The organism is Francisella marina (assembly GCF_008369785.1).
Classification (GTDB): Bacteria; Pseudomonadota; Gammaproteobacteria; order Francisellales; family Francisellaceae; genus Francisella; species Francisella salimarina.
Genome location: NZ_CP043552.1, coordinates 29,387 through 48,179, shown reverse-complemented (window position 1 = coordinate 48,179; position 18,793 = coordinate 29,387). Strand labels below are relative to the sequence as shown.

Below are 18,793 nucleotides of genomic sequence, written 5' to 3'. Positions count from 1 at the left end.
ATGTATAAATACTTAAATAGGTTTTATCGCAGAATTGCTACAGGAATATGTTTCTTTTTATTTAGCTTTTTTGGAGCTATATTAGGCTATATATACTTCCCTCTAGTTAGAATATTTATAAAAGATAAAAGTGCTCGCACAATACATGCTCAACACACTATAAATATTGGTTTTAAGATTTTTATTGGAATTATTCATCATTTTAGAATCATTCGATTTGAATTTGAAGGTATTGAAAAACTATATCAAGATAAAGGTTGTATTTTCATAGCTAATCATCCTACTTTAATCGACTATGTTGCAATAGTGTCTAGACTCAAGCTTTGCGATAATATTGTCAAACAAAGCTTATGGGAAAACCCATATTATAAGCATGTAATAGAAACAGCTGGATATATCCCAAATATCAATCCTGACCAAACATTCTCACGCTTAAATGAAATATTTGCAGAAGGTAGAAATTTGTTAATGTTCCCAGAAGGTACCAGAACTAGTCCCAACCAGTTACCAAAACTAAAACGAGGTGCCGCGCAACTAGCAATTAGAACAAATGCTCCTATAAGAATGATACATATCTCATGCTCTCCTGTTACTTTGACAAAAAATACCAAATGGTATAACATTGCCGAAACAACGCCGTTGTTTAGAGTAGTTGTAGGAGACAAGATTAATCCTCAAGATTTTATTGATGAGGCAGATGGAATACCATCTCTAGCTGCTCGTAGGCTAACTAAATTTTTACAGTATAATCTCTCTACTAAATTAGATTTTTTATAAAATAGGTACTTTAAAACATGCAACAAGAAATAAAAGAAATGATCATCGAGGTCTTAAATCTTGAAGATATTACAGCTGATGAAATAGATGCTGATGAAGCACTTTTTGGAGAGGGTTTAGGACTAGATTCAATTGACGCTTTAGAGATAGGGGTTGCGTTAAAAAAACGCTATAATATAAGTCTTGAAGTTGCTGATGAAGATGTCAAAAAACACTTTGAATCAGTGGCATCTTTGGCTAAATTTGTAGAAGAAAATAAATCTTAAGGATATACTGATGAGCTTTTCTAAAGAACAAATTTTCGCACAATTACAGGATATTCTTAATAATCTTTTTGAAATAGATAAGGATGATGTCACTCTAGATTCAACACTATACGAAGATCTTGATTTAGATAGTATTGATGCTGTTGATTTAGTAGTACAACTGCAAAACTTCACAGGTCGCAAGTTTAAACCTGAGGAATTTAAATCTGTTCGTACTGTTGGGGATGTTGTTGACACTATAATTGCAGCTCTAGCACAAGACTAAATACAAACTTAATGAAATCTCTACTTAAATTCTTTATATTGATAATAATTATACTATATCCATTTATAGTCTATATTGGCCTAAATTCACTCTCGATAAAGTATCTTGGCTTAATTGTCGTCTTAATATTTATACTAAGATTACTAATTTTAAAAAAAGATCCTAGCATCACTTGGAAACTTATTACTATTGTAGGGATACTTCTTGCAGGTATAGCCATCATTGTCGATAATATCACCGTTATGCTACTATACCCTGTCTTTGTAAATATTAGCCTCTTCTGTGTTTTTTGTTATTCATTATTCCAAGACAAAAGCTTGATTACCAAACTTGCAATTCGTATGAGCAAAGAGCATCTACCGGATTATGCAATAAAATACACATGGTATGTAACATTAGCTTGGTGTGTGTTTTTTGCTATAAATGCCTGTATTTCAACATATACTGTTATATTAGGTTCGATACAATTTTGGACACTTTATAACGGTTTTATCAGTTATATCCTTATAGGATTAATGATGCTTAGTGAAATTATAATTAGAATTGTTGTTAGGAGATATTTTGAAAAGCACGCTTAAATCAATACTAGAGTTTTATGCACAAAATCCTTCTGAAATCATATTTATCAAAGACTCAAATAATATTATCGCAAAAGAGTTTTTAAATGATATAAAAACTTTAGCTAATCATCTTGATATCATTCTAAGCAATAGTTACAAAGTTGCATTATCAGTTGATGATATGTACTTATTTTGTTGCACATGGATAGCATGTCAGTTTTTAGGTAAAACTACTATAATGATACCAAATGACAAACCTGGCACAATTGCCAAGCTTGCAAAACATTACGACTCTTTAATAACTGATAATGATCTTGACTTATCAGCAAAAATCATCAATGAATATGCATTAAAAAATTGTGAAACTATATTTTTCACATCTGGATCTACTGGTGAATATAAAAGCTATAGCAAAACCATAGACAATCTTGAACAAGAGTCTTCCGCGATTAACAGTATCATACAAAGCTTTAATCTTAAGAATATCAATGTGCTCACAACAGTATCACACCAGCACCTATATGGCTTTAGCTGGGCTATAATATGGCCACTACTATACCAAAAAATCATCCACACAGAAAGGCTATTTGTACCCAAACTTATCCACAAAAAGCTACTTCAAGATAACAATATTTTGATAACAACACCTGTAATTATTTCTCACCTTGATGGTAGTATCAGTAGTCCTATCACTAACTCTTTGCTCATTTCATCAGCTAGTGCATTAAGTGCCGATATCGCGACTAAATTTCAAAATAGTTACAACATCCCTATTCTTGAAGCCTATGGTAGTAGTGAAACTGGAGTTATTGCGTATAGACAACAGTTAATCGATACACTATGGAAGCCTTTTGATAATGTTTGTATTACTACAGAGTCTGATCAACTAGTTGTTAGATCTCCTTTTTTTAAGCAAGAAAAACAACTAATGGCAGATATCGTTGCATTATACAACGATAAATTTGAGCTAAAAGGAAGGGTCGATAAAATTGTCAAAATTGCTGGTAATCGTTTATCAATATCACAAATGCAAAATATATTAATCGATCATGACTTAATAAAAGACTGTGTATGTATCAAGCGTCAAAGCTATCGTGAATATATAGCAGCAATAATATGTCTAAATCAAGATGGACAGGACTTATTACAAAATTTTGGTAAACAAAATTTAATTAAACAAATAAAGAGCTATCTATTAAACTATTACTCAAATGTAGTTATACCTAAACAATGGCGCTTTGTAACTGAGATACCGACTAACTCTCAAGGAAAAAGAGCTCTAGAACTATTAGTTGAATTATTAGATGATAATTAAATAGGTTAGAGCTTATAAGTTTGATAAGATTTAAGCTTATTAAGGAGACTTTATTTAAAATTTATGGCGAAATAAACTATGAACAAACATCTTAAGATAAATAATATACAAAATATTGATGATTGCTGTGTTTTAGTATCGGCACAAGTACTCCAAGAGTGCGATTTTTTTAAAGGTCACTTTCAAGAGCAGGCAATTTTACCGGGTATTGCTCAAGTTGATTTTGTCATAAACTTGGCAAGCCAGATATTCGATATTAATAAACTCTCTTTTGGTAATATTCCACAAGTAAAATTCAAAAAAGTTATATTACCTAATGATGATATAGAAATAAAAATCACAAATAACAACAATACAATTACTTTTGAAATTTCTGTCAATAATCAAGTAGCATCTCAGGGTAAAATAAAATATGAGTAGTAGTGATTGTAATTTATGTATTGTAGTACCAATCTATAACCATGGAAAACAACTACGTAACACCATCAAAAATATCGCTAGATATGACTTACCTATCATACTTATAAATGATGGTAGCCAAGATAACACTAAACAAATCATGAGAGAAGTTGCTGATGAATTTAATAATATTGTTTTGACAGAATCACTTGATAAAAATCAAGGTAAAGGTGTTGCTGTAAGTTATGGTGCCAATTTAGCTTTTAAAATGGGTTATACACATATGCTTCAAATAGATGCTGATGGTCAACATGATTCGAATGATATCCCTAAATTTATACAAGCAATGCAGCAAAACCCTCATGCACTAATATCTGGTATGCCTATCTATGATGATAGTATTCCCAAAAGTAGACTTCATGGTAGAAAAATTACAAATTTTTGGGTAGCAATAGAAACTCTATCGTTTGATCTCAAAGAATCAATGTGTGGTTTTCGTATATATCCACTAGAGGCTTATACAAAGCTTATGCAGAAAAAAACTTTCTCAGTGAAGATGGATTTCGATATAGATGTAATCGTGAGAATGTACTGGCTAGGTCTTCCTATAGTCTATATAAATACCAAAGTAATTTACCCTCAAGATGGTTACTCCAATTTCAGAATGTTTCGAGATAATGTCAGGATATCTTGGACTCATACAAAATTAGTTACTGGTATGATTATTAGATTACCAATACTATTATGGAGAAAAATCAGGTGAAACATTGGACCAAGATAAAAGAAGCCGGTGGTCTATTCGGGCTTAGAACTACTTTTATTTTATTTCGTTTGTTAGGTCGTAGACTCACCTACTCAATCATGTCAGTAGTTATGATCTATTATTTTTTATTATACAAAAATGCACGCAACTATTCTTCTAAATATATTAAACACCTCGATAAGAATATTAAAACTTCAAAATTATGGTTTTATAGTTTTAAACATTTTTTAGCATTTGGTGAAATGGTTATAGATAAAATAGCTGTTTGGAGTAATAAGATCACTATAGACAATGTAGACTTCTCATTACAAGATCGCAAAATCATGAACCAAGCTATCAAATCACAAAAAGGTGGTGTTATTTTTACGGCTCATCTTGGTAATCTTGATGTTGCAAGATCTCTAGCAGACTTTGATAGTAATATGAAGATAAATGCTCTAGTATTTAGCAAGCAAGCTCCTACATTTAACAAACTTTTGACAAAGATTAATCCTAAATACTCAATCAATATGATATGTATACAAGATGTTACTCCAGATTTGGCAATTGAGTTATATGAACGCATTGCTAATGGTGAATTTATCGTTATACCTGCAGATAGAACTTCTGTAACTAAACCAGAGAGAAATCTTAGACTATCATTTTTAGATGATATGGCATTTTTCCCGCAAGGTGCATTTATATTAGCAAGCATTCTGAAATGCCCTACATACTTTATGCTATGTCCAAAAAAAGATCGTAATAACTTTGATTTTATTTTCAAAGAGTTTGATCAAAATAGCATTATTTTAAATAGAAAAACAAAACAACAAGATTTAAAAAAGTATGCACAAAAATATGCCAAAATGCTTGAATCATATTGTAAAAAGTATCCAAAACAATGGTTTAATTTTTTTGATTTTTGGCATCAAGGAGAATAAGTAAATGCTTAAAGATAGTTTATTTACACATGTTTACAAAATGAGTATCCCATTTTTTGATGTTGATATGCTCGAAATTGTTTGGCATGGTAATTATATCAAGTACTTTGAAATGGCTAGATGTAGTATGCTCAAAGAAATTGGTTACGATTATATAGCTATGAAGAAAGATGGCTTCGCTTGGCCTATAGTTGATATAAAAGCCAAATTTATTAAATCTGCAAGATTTGGACAAGATATTGATATTTATTGTGATCTAATAGAGTTCGAGAACCGATTAAAAATAGACTATACTATTTTAGATAGCTTAACTAAAATAAAGTTATGTCAAGGTTATACTACTCAGCTTGCTGTTGATATTAACAAAAAAGAAACTTGTTTCGTAACACCTCATCAATGGCAACAAAAAATAAAAGAGATTATTGGAAGATGAAGAGACTATTTACTTTTATTAGCATTTTTTTAACTATTGTGGCTCCTTTATATGCTTCAGACCTTACTAGTAATTCAGACTTCCAAGCGGTTGAAAAGCAATTAACCAAAGATACTAATATCTCGGGTAAATTTATACAAATCCGACAAATTGAAGGTTTAAACTCAAGTTTAAAATCTTCAGGAACATTTAAACTAACTAATGATGGATCTCTGTTATGGCAACAGCAACAACCAATCAAAACCACAATGCAAATGTCTAAAAACAAGCTTACACAAACTATTATGGATAATCCTCCTACTGTTCTTACACGTGATGACCAGCCAATAGTTTTCACATTCACTAGTGTTTTTATGTCTGTATTTAAAGGTGATACAAAAACCATATCAGAATTTTTTAATATCAATTTTGAGGGTAATACTCAAAACTGGACTATCACCCTCACACCGAAATCTAGCCCTCTTAATAAGGCTATAAAAGAGATAACTCTAAAAGGTAATAGATATATTACAAATATTGACGTCGCTGATACCCAAGATAATATAATCAAAATACAACTTTTTGATATTACAACAAACTAAATATTATGATTAATAAATATTTTATCCGTCTTATTATTTGGGGTGTAATTGTTCTAAGTAGCACAATCCTATTTATAACTATTATTACAAAAGGACTAAACTTAAATACAAACATTCTATCTTTGTTACCAAACCAAGAGACCTCGCCTGAACTTACCTCAGCATCAAATAAGTTTTCTGACCGTATAAGTAATGATGTTGTATTTTTAATAAGTTCTAAAGATCAAACTAAAGCTACAAATGCTGCAGCAAAGTTTAGCCATTTACTAGAACAAAGTAATAACTTCACAACGGTAAATACTGGAATAAACCAAGACCAGCAATTATCTTGGGCAAAATTTTATTTCCCATACAGACTACAATTACTTAACGATAAAGACCAACAACTATTAGTTGATAAAAACTACGAAAGACTATACCAAAATGCTCTAGCAAATATATATAACCCAACAGGAGTGGTTAATCGTAACTTACTTAATAATGATCCTTTCTTTACATATCAAAACTTTCTTTTAAACTTACCTAAACCAAGCTCCAACCTTAAGCTTAGAAATGGCTTTCTAGTAGCTGAAAAAAACAATACTTATTATGTTCTTATTAAAGCCGAAATTAAAGGACAAAGCTTTTCATTAACTACTCAAACTGAAATTATCAAAAGCATTAATAATGCTATCAAACAGATTAAATCAAATCATATTAGTGTTCTAAAAACTGGAATGCTCTTTTATGCAAATGCTGGAGCCGAAGATGCTCATCATGAGATAAATACTATTGGTATTGGCTCTATGATAGGCGTCTTGATTTTGATAATTCTAACATTTAGATCAATTATTCCACTTTTTTTTACACTATTTTCAATACTTTGTGGATTTATTGCTGCGTTTGTTGTTACACACTATATATTTGGTAGTGTCTTCTTATTTACGCTAGTTTTCGGTGCAAGTTTGATTGGTATATCTGTCGACTATGCTTTCTTTTACTATTCTGAAAAGCTTTTAGCTGATACTAATTGGACTCCAAAAACAGGACTAAATCGTATTTTCAAAGGCATAACATTAGGACTTTTAAATGTTGTTATAGCTTTTTTAGTCATAGCAATTGCACCTTTTCCTGGACTACATCAACTGGCAGTTTTTGGTATTATTGGCTTAGCTGTATCATATCTAACCGTGATATGCTTTTTCCCATATATTATTAATATCAAATCAAAAAGCCATAAGAGTATTCCTCTATTAAGGCTTACGGATAAATATCTAAATCTGTGGAAAAATATTAGTACAAGAAAAATTATTCTTATCTTACTAGCTCTAGTGATAATAATTATTGCAGGAATATACAAAATAAAGCCAAATGATGATATTCATATATTACAATCAACTCCTAAAGAGCTCAAGGATGAAGAACAACAGCTTAAAAACATAATTGGCAGTGATATAGGTCTCAGCTATATTATCGTATTAGCTAAAAATGATAATACCCTTCTGTCAAAAGCTAATCATGTAACAAGCATTATTCGTAGTAACTTTGCTAATATTAAAAATCCACTAATTAGCATAAGTGACTATGTACCGAGCTTAGAGCAGCAGCAACAAAACTATAATCTTATACAAAACTTTATTAATACCAAATATCCACAAGAGTACCTTAAACAAATAGGTTTCTCAGGGGCTCAACAAGTAAAAGTTATAGATGAAATTAAAAATACAAAATTTAAGCCTCTGGAACTATCTGCATGGTTAGACAAACCTGTTTCAGCACAGATGAGATTTTTATGGTTAGGAGACCAGCCAAATGATTATAAAGCGGTGGCAATAGCACTTTCAAAAGATATTAATATTGCTAAACTACAAAGTTTGCTTAGCTCTATCGATAATGTTTATATTGTTGATAAGGTAAGTCAGATAAGTGATATTTTTGGTCATTATCGTAATATAATTTCTTACATAATGGCAATTGTATTTGTCTTGCTATGCTTGGGATTAACTGTTAGATATTCTTTTAGAAAATCTATAGTTTATATTGTAGTACCATTATTATCATGTCTAATATCTATAGCATTTCTTGGATTACTAAATATTCCTCTTACATTATTTAGCATCCTTGCGATAATACTTGTTTTAGGAATAAGTATGGATTATGTTTTATTCTTAGCTGAGAGCCATAATAGATTCAGTAGTACTATGCTAGCATTAGCACTATCAGCTATTACTACTATACTATCATTTGGGCTTTTAGCATTAAGTAATACTCCAGCTATTGAATATTTTGGTCTAACTGTACTAGTAGGTATTTCGGCAGCATTTTTATTAGCTCCTATAGCAATTAAGGTACAAGGTTATGAAAAGTAAAATTCTTTCAACTATTTTTATATTCATCTTTTTAAGCGGTTGCTCATTGTTGCAAACAAAACAGCAAATCGATGTAAAGGTAGCTATAACACCAGATACAACTGTAACACTACCCCAACCACAACAACTAGGTATTGATAAAACAATATCGCAAATAGTCTCTGCTACTTATTATAATAAAGATGGCAAACAAAAAAACCTATCAACAAATATGATTATTGAAGCCAACTCAAAACATATCATAATGGTAGCATTATCAGCTTGGGGGGGATCTTTATTTAAGCTTGACTATAATGGTAAAGATATCCAAAGTAGTAGCCTGCCAATGCCAAACCAAAATATTGGTGTTAAACAAAGCCTCACAGAGTTTATTATAAGCCAGGCACCTGTCAATATTGTCAAAGAGATGTTTGCTAATACAAATATTAGCGTATCAGAAAAAGCAAATGAAAGGATTTTAACTTCTAAAGACGGCAAAAAAATTCTAACAATAAAATATAGTGATAATAATAAAAAAATAACTATTCGCAACTATCACTACAACTATACTATTAATATAACAAATCTAAATTAATGGCTCTTGATGCTACTCTACTTTGCAAAAACACTATCAAAGCCATAATATTGTGCAAACTGCTCATTGTTCCATCCCCACTTTCTAATATATTCAGGATCATCTGATTTAGGAATTAAATCAATATAAATAATTTTAGTATTAGCTCTTAATGGTAGTTTTGTTAATAAAATATCTTTATTACCAGCTTGCTGATAGTGTCTCACTTCGTTCATTCTAAGATGGTTATAATATCCTAATTGAAGATAAGCATAAAAAAACTTAACTACAAAAAATAATAGAGCAAGAGCAAAAAATAAATATAACTTATCAAATAAATATGAGAAACCTGAGCGAAATAAGTATTTACATATAATATAAAAATATATAAGCATATATAGCATCTCAACTCGTATCTCTAAGCCAAACATAATAAGAAACGTTGTCAGAGAAACCGATACTAAGCATAGAATTGTAAGAACCTTAGTTTTCATATCCTTTTCAAAAGCAAAAACCATAAATACAGAAAGAATGAATGGTAGTGAAAGTTCAAACTTTGAAAAAAACTTCAGAGTTATATCAAATAAATTATGAAATATATACCCCAAAAGAGATTGCCCAGCAAGCATACCACTAGTTCTAGCAAAATTCCCAGGCGCCGCCATCATCACAATCCCAGCAACTATAAATGGTATAATAAAATATAAAGTATTCTGATTTAGTTTGTCTTTCTTGATAGCCTGATGAATTACATAATAAAAGCAAATGGTAAAAACCACCATAAAAAATGCTTCATTATATAAGCCCAAAAAAATTCCCGAAATAATACTTAATATTCTAGAGTGATTATTTTCTGCAAAAAGAAAATAGAAACCCCAGACAATTAGACTTATACCCCAAAGATACTGAATGCCTATAGTTTTCCACATTGCATTACCTAAAAAAGTATTTCCTATGAAGTAACCCATGAATAAACAAACATATATAACAAACTTCCTAGATAAAATGCTAGCTTGATTTCTAAAAATTAATTTATATAAATAAACAATTAACATAGTTAGTGCAAGTGCATTTACAATATCAACAATATAAATCAAAAAAGGGTAACTTTTGTTAAAAAACAGATAAACTAGGAGTTGTGCTGAAACTCTACCAGTCCAATAGAAGTAGTCACTTCTAATGTGAAACCATACTGTTCCATCATGAAGAGCATTTACATTTGATCGCCAAAGATCATCCATCATCAAAGGTTGACACAGATTTATAATTAAAAAATAAGTGAATATCAAAAGGTAAACAAATACCTGATATTTTATATTTGATTTTGTACTAAGCATCTATAAAGTTTAAACAATTTATATAGTAGAAAACATTATATATTAATTTCTGATCAAAAATACTGACTTTTTCTAAAAAGTGCTGACTTAGCCTTGACACGGCACATGAATCAAAAGTTACCGTTGCTTCCTTCCGGACCTGGCGGGGTTCACAATCTATCATTGCGTGGAAACCAAGTCAGCGTTAGGTATATTACTAGATATATCCAAGAATTACAAGCTAACAAAGCAAATTCCATTATCTAAGATAAATTGGTATTATTATCAAAAATAGTTAAAGTTAACAAATATCATGATAATAGTTATATCACCTGCTAAAAGTCAAAATTTTGAAACTGCAACGGCAAAATATCAATTTACACAGCCAATATTCAAAGATCATATAACTAAGCTTATAAACACCCTTAAACACTATGAGGTTGATGAGATTGAAAAGCTAATGAAAATTAGTCCCAAACTAGCTGAAGAAGTATTTACTAAACATAATAGCTTTGACCCTAAGAGTTATAACGAGTCAAATTCAAAAGCTGCTATTTTCACATTTAGTGGAGACGTTTATAAAGGTCTTGAGGCAGATACACTAGATAAAGAAACTATCGAATATGCTCAAAATCATCTTTTGATGTTATCTGGACTGTATGGACTGATACGCCCTCTTGATTTAATGCAAGCTTATAGATTAGAAATGGGTACAAAAATTAAAATTGATGGAGAAATTCTATATAAGTATTGGCAAGATAAGATTACTGCTCAATTAAATGAATACTTCAGCCAGCAACAAAATAAAGTTTTGATAAACCTTGCTTCTAATGAATATTCCCAAGCAATAGATAAAAAATCGTTAGATGCAAAGTGGTTAAATATTGATTTTAAGGAGAATAAAAATGGTACATATAAGACTATAGGGATTCATGCTAAAAAAGCACGTGGCTTAATGACAAGGTACATTCTTGAAAATAGAATAGAAAATATCAGTAATATTAAAAATTTCAATATAGCTAACTATAAATATAGTCCAGAACTTTCAACTGAAAATTTTATGTGCTTTACGAGATAGTTTATGAAGATAAGAATACTCTCTTTAGGAGAAAAACCACCCAAATGGGTTAGTGACGGTTACGATGAATACAAAAAACGCCTAAGCAAATCAATCCCGCTTGAACTGATTGAATTACCAATAGCTAAACGAACTAAAACTGGTAATCCCAAACTTTGGATGGAACAAGAAGCAAAAACTATCCTTACTAAACTTAGTGATTCTGATCACTTAGTAATTCTTGATGTTAACTCTAAAATAATTTCAACGGAAGAATTAGCTGAAAAAATGCAAAATTGGAAATTTAACAATCCGAATGTTGTGATTTTAATTGGTGGTCCAGATGGTATAGATCAAAGTATCAAAAATATTGCTAAAGAAAAAATATCCATATCAAAAATGACTTTCCCTCACCCTCTAGTACGTATCATTATTGCTGAACAGTTGTATAGAGCTTATACCATATTAGAGGGCCACCCTTATCATAAATAACCACAAAACCTAGCTTTTGTACACCTATCTTTATGATTTAAATCTTTAATAGTCTGAATGTCACAAAAACTATACTGAGAAAATATACTTGCTATATCATCCGCTTGCGTGAAGCCATGCTCTATATATAAATATCCTCCTTGCTTTAGAAAACTACTTGCTTGGGATATAATTATTCTAATATCTGCTAAGCCATTATCTGCCGCAAATAAAGCTTTTGATGGTTCATGCTCTCTAACACTATCATCAACATTAGCATCGTCAATATCTATATATGGTGGATTTGATACAATGATGTCAAACTTAGTCGCATCTAAATTTTCATACCAACTACTTTGCATAAATTTAACATTAGTAATATTATTGGCGTGAGCATTTTTTTTAGCCACATCTAGAGTCTTAGAGTATAAATCAACAGCCACAACTTGACTCTTAAGGAGCTCATCGGCCAAAGCTAAAGCAATCGCGCCAGAGCCCGTACCAAGATCTAATATTTTTAGTTGAGCATTATTATCTTGTATATCATCTAACACTGCAGCAACTATAACTTCAGTATCTGCTCGGGGTATAAGAGTATCTTTAGTTACATATAGCTTTTGATTCCAAAAATATTTATAACCAAGAATATAAGCTAATGGCTCGCCCGCTAAAAGACGTAAAATTTTCCCATTTATTTTTGTAAGTATGGCATTATCTAACTGCTTATCAGAATTTAGATAAAGATAAGTCTTATCAACACCCAAAACATCGCAAATAATCATTTGTAGATCATATTTTATTGATGAGTCACTTTGAGGAAATTTAGCTACAGCTGAAGCTAACAGTTGAGATATTGAGATATTACTCATCTGACATAGTTGCTAGAAGATCAGCTTGATGCTCTAAGATTAGTGGCTGGATAATACTATCTAGACTTCCTTCCATAACCTCATCAAGTTTATAAAGAGTTAAGTTAATACGATGGTCAGTAACTCTACCTTGAGGATAGTTATACGTTCTAATTCTCTCAGATCTATCACCACTACCTACTAGATTCTTACGTGTATCAGATTGCTCTTTTTGTTGTTTATCAATCTCTGCTTGTAGAAGTTTTGACTTAAGCATTGACATTGCAGCTGCACGATTTTTATGCTGTGATCTTTGATCTTGGCATTCAACAACCACACCTGTTGGGATATGTGTAATTCTAATCGCCGAGTCAGTTTTATTGACGTGCTGCCCTCCAGCACCTGATGCTCTAAAAGTATCCACTTTAATATCAGCAGGATTAATATCAATTCCCTCAACCTCATCTGCTTCAGGCATAACTGCAACAGTACATGCTGAGGTATGGATTCTACCTTGAGACTCTGTAGCTGGAACCCTTTGCACTCTATGGGCACCAGATTCAAACTTCAACTGAGAATATACACCATCACCATTTATCTTTGAGATAATTTCTTTATAGCCGCCATGTTCTCCTTCACTAGCTGAAATAACTTCTATTTTCCAACCTCTTTGCTCAGCATATTTTGAATACATCTTAAACAAATCTCCAGAGAATATCGATGCTTCATCTCCACCTGTTCCAGCTCTAATTTCCAAGAATATATTAGCGTCATCATTTGGATCACGAGGTAAAAGAAGTATCTGCAATTCGTCCTCAAGTCTTTCGATAGCCTCATTAGCTGACTTTAACTCTTCTTTTGCCATTTCAACAAGTTCAGCATCTTTCTCATTTAACATTTCATAAGCAGCTTCTTTATCTTCAAGAGCTTGCGTATATTCCTTAAATGCCTTTACAATAGGCTCAAGATGAGAATACTCTTTCGATAAATCTCTAAACTTATTCTGATCTGAAATAACGTCAGCCTCACCCAAAAGAACACTAACCTCTTCATGTCTTTCTATCAAACTCTGTAGTTTTACTTTAATAGAATCTTTCATTTACTTTTCCACATTTAAACCAAACATTCGTTTCATACATACTAGACAATCACTTCTACCCTGCTTAGAAGCCTCTTTCATGCCAACAACAGGATAGTGTAATACTTTCTTTTTAATTTCATAAGCAAATCTCTTTAGTACTTCTTCAGGATCTTTACCATTTCTTATTTTTGCTAAGCTTTTTTCTAATGATAAATCCACTAAACCATCAGCTTTCTGAAACAGTTCCTTAATAGCACTATTAGAAATAATCGCCTTTTCTTTTTCTAGATAATCTTCTAATGATTTTACGATAATTTTTTGAGCTCTTGAGCTCTCATGCTTTCTTTTATCTTTATTACCTTCTATAACACTATTAATATCATCGACACAGTAATACGCATTTTGCTCTAGATCTCCAAGTTTAGGATCTAATGCCTGCGGTATAGAAATATCAATAAAAACTCTTGGCTTTTCTCCTACATCTTCACATTTAACTATGTACTCAGTAACATTAACTGCTGCAATTATAATATCGGCTTTTTTAATTAGTTTAGACAAATCTGATAAATAATAGGCACTAGCATTACTAAAATTAGATGTAATTTTTTCGGCCTTCTCTATAGTTCTATTAGCTAGCATAATATGCCTAGGATTAAGAGCTGTTACGTGTCGAAATAAAAGCTCTCCTGTTTGACCAGCACCTATTATGAGCACATTTTTAGCAGAAATATTATCCAATTGCTTTTTAGCTAAGCTAATTGCTGAGAATGCTACAGATACTGGACAATGCCCTATTCTAGTTTCACTACGAACTTTTTTAGCAGTTGCAAAAACTTTCTGAAAAACTCTATCTAATTCTTTACCTATAGCATGATTTTTTTTACTAAGAGTATATGAATCCTTAACTTGCCCTAATATCTGTGGCTCTCCTAAAACCATAGATTCCAAGCCACAAGCTAGTTTCATCAAGTGCATAATCACTTCTGTACCTTGACGTAATTTAAAATAATCTCTTATTTTGAAATCTGGATTCCTAACATATCCTTGCCACCAAACCAAGACATCATCAACGACTCTTAGATCTGTTATTTCTAGATATACTTCAGTACGATTACATGTTGATAGAATAACCGCATGGATGACATTATCTATTGCTAATATTGATTTATATAACATCGATACATCAAGCCCTGAAAGTGCAAACTCACTACGAACTTCTATTGGGGATTTTTTATAATCAATTGCTAAAGATATTAATGCCATGTTCAAATAATTTTTAAATGTAAATAACTAGTAATTAAACTTAGAAAAATAAATCAATATTCTAACATAAAAGACTCGAACATTACATTCCAATCTAATCAATAAACTTAGAACGTTGGCAACTTTTATGTTAAGATGTTGTAAGTTTACTATAAACAAACTTAATTTGTAGACGCTAATTAATTATGAAAAATCTATCTAAAAAACAAAGTCAAGCTCTCTATACTATAGCGGGTATAATAATTGTAGCTATCATCTGCGCTATAATTTTACAATTTTATAACTCGAATAATGAAAAAAAGATGTTTGCTGCATCTGATATGTACCAAAGAGCTCTGATTGCAAACGAAAATCCAAAATCTCCGACAGGTATAAAGATATCAAAATTTGAAGAGGTAACAAAAAACTATTCAAATACTAGTTTTGGAATATTTGCTAGTTGGCAATTAGCAGATTTATATATGGCTCCAACAGATCTAGATACTAAGAGTTTCAATATTAATATATCCAACCTTCCTAAAGCTATTGATGTATTACAACAGAGTGTCCAAAGCAACCCTGATGATAGCTTAACTGATATTACAAAAGTTAGACTTGCTAAACTATACATATCCAATAATGACCCAGATAAAGCTATCAGTACGCTTCAAAGCATTAACTCTCTAGATAGCAATGCATACCCGTTAATGTTATTAGGCGAAGCTTATAGTGAGAAAAAAGATAAAGCTAAAGCATCAGAAGCTTGGAACAAAGCTCTAAAAGATCCTAACAGTTCACCTGAATTCAAGCAAATAATTACTCAACTTCTAAATAACGCCAATTAATCATGAAAAAATTATTTCTAGTAATAGTTCCATTGCTACTATCATTATTAGCTACTAGCTGTTCTACAAGTAATGTTCCTCCACCAACCCCGCTTGCTGAAAAACCTCCTAAGGAAGCAAAAGTAAAAGTTAAATGGAGTAGAAAAACAGGTAATGGCAACGGTGGACTACCCATTTATAATGTATCCCCTACTTATGCAAATAATACAGTATTTGTCCCCAACCAAAACGGTGTAGCCTATGGTTTATCAATTACAGACGGTAAAATAATTTGGAAACATGATACTGGTACCATACTATCGTCACAACCAAACACGATAGCAAATGCAGTAATTTTTGGGTCTGTAAAAGGTGTATTAACTGCTGTTGATCAAAAAGATGGAAAAATACTATGGCGTACTGATGCTCCAAGTAGCATTTTTTCTCAACCAACAATATATAGTAATCATTTATATACTCATACTCATGATGGTTCCGTAACATCTTTTGATGCCACAAATGGATCCAAAGTATGGAATGTAACGAATAACATACCAGAGATAACTCTACCAAGTGACTCATCGCCCATCATACTTAATGACACCGTGATGGTGGGGTCTGCTTTTGGTACAGTATTAGGCTTCACTTTAGAAAGTGGCGATAGAACTATTAACCTACCTGTTGCCATAGCACATGGCTCGTCCCCAGCTGACAAAATGGTTGATATTACAGCTAATCCAATGCTATACGGTAACTACCTAATTTTCGCTGCTTTTCAAGGAGCTATTGTAGCTCTAGACAAAGATACTGGCAAAATGCTTTGGGCAAAGAAAGCCTCTATAATCAATAATATGGCTATCAACAACGGTGTGATTTTCACAGCACAAGCCAATAGCGAACTCAAGGCTTATGATATCCAAACAGGGGATACTGTCTGGACCCAAAGTACACTAGAATGGCGTAAAATAACTGCTCCCATTTATTACAAAGGTTTAATAGTAGTTGCTGACTATCAAGGCTTCCTACATTTCTTTAACTCATTGAATGGAGATTACTTAGGTAGATACAAACTTACACCTAAAAGTGACTTTTTTGATTATGGAATTTCAGGACAGCTGGTTCCAACTGAAAAAGGTATACTGATAGAAGCTGACAGTGGAACAACATACTTAGTCGATGCTCATAGTGATAGAGTTATTTATGAAAATATCCTTGGCGACTATAAAGTCGACCGAGGTCAAAACGTTAAGGTTATTTATCCTCTAGAACAACCAAAATCGGTTCCTATGGAAAATACACCAAAAGATCTATCTGGCAAAGAAGTTGACTCTGACAAGTCTAAAAACAGTACTGGCTCAGCAGCGACAACTGAAGCGGTTGTCGCAAATGCTAGTGGTAATACAGATATATCGAACTCAACTAATCAAAATTTACCAAGTTCGAGCAACAGTACAAATTCAGAAGCACAAAACTCTAACTCTTCGATAGCTGAAGGAGTTGTTACATCTAACAAAGTACAATCTACACCAAAAGGTAAAAATGCTACTATAATTATTGGTGATTTTAGTAAAGGCGACTCTGACTAATGTATAAAGGTATAAGACCATCAATTTTTATTCTAATACTAATGGTTTCACTAGGACCTTTTGGCGATACTATTTATGCTCCTGCGTTACCAGAAATCAAAACTATTTTAGGTACTGATTATCCACACGTACAACTAACCATCACTTCTTATTTACTTGGTTACTCAGTTAGCCAACTTCTATATGGTCCATTTTCAGATAGATTTGGACGTAAGCCTGTAATGCTAGTAGGCTCAAGCTTTTTTATCATTAGCTCAATAATATGTTTACTTAGTACAAATATTGACACTCTAATTTATGCAAGATTACTACAAGGGTTTGGTGCCGCAGCTGGAGGGGTTATAGCAACAGTCGCTGTTAAAGATGCTTTCAAAGTTAATGAACAGGGTGCTATATTTGCTATTATGAATATCGCTTTTGCTTTAGCTCCAGCGTTTGGCGCAGTTTTAGGAGTATTTCTTAGTCCTAACTTAATTTTTTGGATCCTACTAGTCGCAGCTACATTATTATTTATCAAAGTAGCACTTTTTTTCCCAGAAACTGTCAAGGAAAAAAACATGGATGCACTGACTATCAAATCATTCTTTCAGAACTACTTCTCTCTTTTTAAAGATCATCAATTCTTCTTTGCAACCTTTGTATTAGGTATAAATATTAGTGTGATATACGCATGTTTAGTTACAGCTCCAGATATATTTATCAATATATTGAAACTTGAAAAAGCTAATTTCCTATACTTACTTACAATTATGGTTACAGCAGTAGTATTAGGATCAATTATTTGCTCAAAATTAAGTCGCGTAATAGCATACAAGCATCTAGTTAATTTTGGTATGCTTTGTACTTTGATATCAGGAATACTCTTTATTTATGCCTTCCAAAAATTAACAGGACTAACTCTTTCTATAGCTTTAACCGGTGTTCTTTCTCTCACATTCATAGGTGTATCATTCAGTGTACCCTTATTAACACCAATAGCTTTAGAAAACTTTACTACTACTGCTGGTGCTGCATCTTCAGTCATGGGGTTTATGCAGATGGGCATCGCTTCAATCACAACTGCTGTAATTAGTCAAATTCATTTTGGTAGTGAATTTACTTTAGCTTTTGCTTTTGTATTGCTACCACTTATTGGACTAATAATATTCTTCCCTTATAGTTGTTACTTCCTTAAGAAGTAAATATCCA

21 protein-coding genes and 1 other RNA gene are annotated in these 18,793 nt (G+C 31.8%); 17 read left to right on the top strand and 5 right to left on the bottom strand.

Translation table 11 applies throughout. The annotated features are described in order from the left end of the window. The 12 genes from F0R75_RS00235 to F0R75_RS00180 all read left to right on the top strand — a co-directional run bounded on the left by F0R75_RS00235 (position 1) and on the right by F0R75_RS00180 (position 9,201). Positions 1–777 (top strand): lysophospholipid acyltransferase family protein, encoded by a 777-nt coding sequence (locus F0R75_RS00235; protein ID WP_149368793.1) that lies wholly within the window; start codon positions 1–3, stop codon positions 775–777. A gap of 17 nt (positions 778–794) precedes the next feature. Then, entirely contained in the window at positions 795–1,043 is a 249-nt protein-coding gene (locus F0R75_RS00230) for a phosphopantetheine-binding protein (protein WP_013922452.1), read from the top strand. 10 nt (positions 1,044–1,053) lie between these two features. Next, entirely contained in the window at positions 1,054–1,308 is a 255-nt protein-coding gene (locus F0R75_RS00225) for an acyl carrier protein (protein ID WP_012280472.1), read from the top strand. 11 nt (positions 1,309–1,319) lie between these two features. Beyond that, positions 1,320–1,886, top strand: coding sequence for a COG4648 family protein (locus F0R75_RS00220; protein WP_149368794.1), 567 nt, complete (start codon positions 1,320–1,322; stop codon positions 1,884–1,886). After that, positions 1,870–3,183 carry an AMP-binding protein gene (locus F0R75_RS00215; protein ID WP_149368795.1) on the top strand — a complete coding sequence of 438 codons (1,314 nt, stop codon included), beginning with the start codon at positions 1,870–1,872 and terminating at the stop codon, positions 3,181–3,183. Before F0R75_RS00220 ends, F0R75_RS00215 begins: the two co-directional genes overlap by 17 nt. Positions 3,184–3,261: 78 nt before the next feature. Next, on the top strand, positions 3,262–3,603 hold the full coding sequence (locus F0R75_RS00210; RefSeq protein ID WP_149368796.1) for an ApeI family dehydratase: 342 nt from the start codon (positions 3,262–3,264) through the stop codon (positions 3,601–3,603). After that, positions 3,596–4,345, top strand: coding sequence for a glycosyltransferase family 2 protein (locus tag F0R75_RS00205; protein ID WP_149368797.1), 750 nt, complete (start codon positions 3,596–3,598; stop codon positions 4,343–4,345). Before F0R75_RS00210 ends, F0R75_RS00205 begins: the two co-directional genes overlap by 8 nt. After that, positions 4,342–5,265, top strand: coding sequence for a lysophospholipid acyltransferase family protein (locus F0R75_RS00200; RefSeq protein WP_246145960.1), 924 nt, complete (start codon positions 4,342–4,344; stop codon positions 5,263–5,265). The genes F0R75_RS00205 and F0R75_RS00200 overlap by 4 nt, the downstream gene beginning before the upstream one ends. 4 nt (positions 5,266–5,269) lie before the next feature. After that, entirely contained in the window at positions 5,270–5,698 is a 429-nt protein-coding gene (locus F0R75_RS00195) for an acyl-CoA thioesterase (protein ID WP_149368798.1), read from the top strand. Beyond that, positions 5,695–6,279, top strand: coding sequence for a LolA family protein (locus tag F0R75_RS00190; protein ID WP_149368799.1), 585 nt, complete (start codon positions 5,695–5,697; stop codon positions 6,277–6,279). Before F0R75_RS00195 ends, F0R75_RS00190 begins: the two co-directional genes overlap by 4 nt. Positions 6,280–6,284: 5 nt before the next feature. Further along, positions 6,285–8,627: an MMPL family transporter gene (locus F0R75_RS00185; RefSeq protein ID WP_149368800.1), complete on the top strand. Its 2,343-nt coding sequence runs from the start codon at positions 6,285–6,287 to the stop codon at positions 8,625–8,627. Further along, positions 8,617–9,201 (top strand): DUF3261 domain-containing protein, encoded by a 585-nt coding sequence (locus F0R75_RS00180; RefSeq protein ID WP_149368801.1) that lies wholly within the window; start codon positions 8,617–8,619, stop codon positions 9,199–9,201. Before F0R75_RS00185 ends, F0R75_RS00180 begins: the two co-directional genes overlap by 11 nt. A gap of 17 nt (positions 9,202–9,218) precedes the next feature. Here the strand turns inward: F0R75_RS00180 and F0R75_RS00175 are convergent, their stop codons facing one another. Further along, positions 9,219–10,517: a DUF6056 family protein gene (locus tag F0R75_RS00175; RefSeq protein WP_149368802.1), complete on the bottom strand. Its 1,299-nt coding sequence runs from the start codon at positions 10,515–10,517 to the stop codon at positions 9,219–9,221. An 82-nt stretch (positions 10,518–10,599) separates the two neighbouring features. Then, an RNA gene (ffs, locus tag F0R75_RS00170) (signal recognition particle sRNA small type) lies at positions 10,600–10,696 on the bottom strand. A gap of 113 nt (positions 10,697–10,809) precedes the next feature. Here ffs and yaaA point away from each other — a divergent pair. Both yaaA and rlmH read left to right on the top strand, forming a co-directional pair. Beyond that, positions 10,810–11,574, top strand: coding sequence for a peroxide stress protein YaaA (yaaA, locus tag F0R75_RS00165; RefSeq protein ID WP_149368803.1), 765 nt, complete (start codon positions 10,810–10,812; stop codon positions 11,572–11,574). Between the two features lie 3 nt (positions 11,575–11,577). Further along, the gene (gene rlmH / locus F0R75_RS00160; protein WP_146420826.1) at positions 11,578–12,045 is read left to right on the top strand and encodes a 23S rRNA (pseudouridine(1915)-N(3))-methyltransferase RlmH; all 468 of its coding nucleotides are present in this window, start codon (positions 11,578–11,580) and stop codon (positions 12,043–12,045) included. On the opposite strand, the gene prmC is transcribed toward rlmH, so the two are convergent. Genes prmC through F0R75_RS00145 form a run of 3 tightly spaced genes read right to left on the bottom strand, consistent with a single transcriptional unit; the run spans position 12,036 to position 15,216 of the window. Then, positions 12,036–12,893, bottom strand: a complete 858-nt coding sequence (prmC, locus tag F0R75_RS00155) for a peptide chain release factor N(5)-glutamine methyltransferase (protein ID WP_149368804.1) — start codon at positions 12,891–12,893, stop codon at positions 12,036–12,038. The genes rlmH and prmC overlap by 10 nt on opposite strands. After that, positions 12,886–13,971, bottom strand: a complete 1,086-nt coding sequence (prfA, locus tag F0R75_RS00150) for a peptide chain release factor 1 (protein WP_149368805.1) — start codon at positions 13,969–13,971, stop codon at positions 12,886–12,888. Before prfA ends, prmC begins: the two co-directional genes overlap by 8 nt. After that, positions 13,972–15,216 (bottom strand): glutamyl-tRNA reductase, encoded by a 1,245-nt coding sequence (locus F0R75_RS00145; RefSeq protein ID WP_146420829.1) that lies wholly within the window; start codon positions 15,214–15,216, stop codon positions 13,972–13,974. A gap of 185 nt (positions 15,217–15,401) precedes the next feature. Between F0R75_RS00145 and F0R75_RS00140 the strand changes: the two genes are divergently transcribed. The 3 genes from F0R75_RS00140 to F0R75_RS00130 are packed head-to-tail and all read left to right on the top strand — an operon-like array spanning position 15,402 to position 18,786. Next, complete coding sequence (locus F0R75_RS00140) at positions 15,402–16,040, top strand: YfgM family protein (protein ID WP_149368806.1); 639 nt, start codon at positions 15,402–15,404, stop codon at positions 16,038–16,040. Positions 16,041–16,042: 2 nt separating this feature from the next. After that, complete coding sequence (locus F0R75_RS00135; protein WP_149368807.1) at positions 16,043–17,605, top strand: outer membrane protein assembly factor BamB; 1,563 nt, start codon at positions 16,043–16,045, stop codon at positions 17,603–17,605. Continuing rightward, positions 17,605–18,786 (top strand): multidrug effflux MFS transporter, encoded by a 1,182-nt coding sequence (locus F0R75_RS00130; RefSeq protein WP_146420832.1) that lies wholly within the window; start codon positions 17,605–17,607, stop codon positions 18,784–18,786. The genes F0R75_RS00135 and F0R75_RS00130 overlap by 1 nt, the downstream gene beginning before the upstream one ends. The last annotated feature ends 7 nt before the right edge of the window (positions 18,787–18,793 follow it).

What these genes read in the sequence shown, in the direction of transcription:
- F0R75_RS00230 (WP_013922452.1), top strand. Translation starts at nt 795, where the DNA reads ATGCAACAAGAAATAAAAGAAATGATCATCGAGGTCTTAAATCTTGAA.
- F0R75_RS00220 (WP_149368794.1), top strand. Translation starts at nt 1,320, where the DNA reads ATGAAATCTCTACTTAAATTCTTTATATTGATAATAATTATACTATAT.
- rlmH (WP_146420826.1), top strand. Translation starts at nt 11,578, where the DNA reads ATGAAGATAAGAATACTCTCTTTAGGAGAAAAACCACCCAAATGGGTT.
- F0R75_RS00145 (WP_146420829.1), bottom strand. Translation starts at nt 15,216, where the DNA reads ATGGCATTAATATCTTTAGCAATTGATTATAAAAAATCCCCAATAGAA.
- prmC (WP_149368804.1), bottom strand. Translation starts at nt 12,893, where the DNA reads ATGAGTAATATCTCAATATCTCAACTGTTAGCTTCAGCTGTAGCTAAA.
- F0R75_RS00190 (WP_149368799.1), top strand. Translation starts at nt 5,695, where the DNA reads ATGAAGAGACTATTTACTTTTATTAGCATTTTTTTAACTATTGTGGCT.
- F0R75_RS00205 (WP_149368797.1), top strand. Translation starts at nt 3,596, where the DNA reads ATGAGTAGTAGTGATTGTAATTTATGTATTGTAGTACCAATCTATAAC.
- F0R75_RS00210 (WP_149368796.1), top strand. Translation starts at nt 3,262, where the DNA reads ATGAACAAACATCTTAAGATAAATAATATACAAAATATTGATGATTGC.
- F0R75_RS00195 (WP_149368798.1), top strand. Translation starts at nt 5,270, where the DNA reads ATGCTTAAAGATAGTTTATTTACACATGTTTACAAAATGAGTATCCCA.
- F0R75_RS00185 (WP_149368800.1), top strand. Translation starts at nt 6,285, where the DNA reads ATGATTAATAAATATTTTATCCGTCTTATTATTTGGGGTGTAATTGTT.
- F0R75_RS00225 (WP_012280472.1), top strand. Translation starts at nt 1,054, where the DNA reads ATGAGCTTTTCTAAAGAACAAATTTTCGCACAATTACAGGATATTCTT.
- F0R75_RS00180 (WP_149368801.1), top strand. Translation starts at nt 8,617, where the DNA reads ATGAAAAGTAAAATTCTTTCAACTATTTTTATATTCATCTTTTTAAGC.
- F0R75_RS00140 (WP_149368806.1), top strand. Translation starts at nt 15,402, where the DNA reads ATGAAAAATCTATCTAAAAAACAAAGTCAAGCTCTCTATACTATAGCG.
- yaaA (WP_149368803.1), top strand. Translation starts at nt 10,810, where the DNA reads ATGATAATAGTTATATCACCTGCTAAAAGTCAAAATTTTGAAACTGCA.
- F0R75_RS00235 (WP_149368793.1), top strand. Translation starts at nt 1, where the DNA reads ATGTATAAATACTTAAATAGGTTTTATCGCAGAATTGCTACAGGAATA.
- F0R75_RS00175 (WP_149368802.1), bottom strand. Translation starts at nt 10,517, where the DNA reads ATGCTTAGTACAAAATCAAATATAAAATATCAGGTATTTGTTTACCTT.
- F0R75_RS00130 (WP_146420832.1), top strand. Translation starts at nt 17,605, where the DNA reads ATGTATAAAGGTATAAGACCATCAATTTTTATTCTAATACTAATGGTT.
- F0R75_RS00135 (WP_149368807.1), top strand. Translation starts at nt 16,043, where the DNA reads ATGAAAAAATTATTTCTAGTAATAGTTCCATTGCTACTATCATTATTA.
- prfA (WP_149368805.1), bottom strand. Translation starts at nt 13,971, where the DNA reads ATGAAAGATTCTATTAAAGTAAAACTACAGAGTTTGATAGAAAGACAT.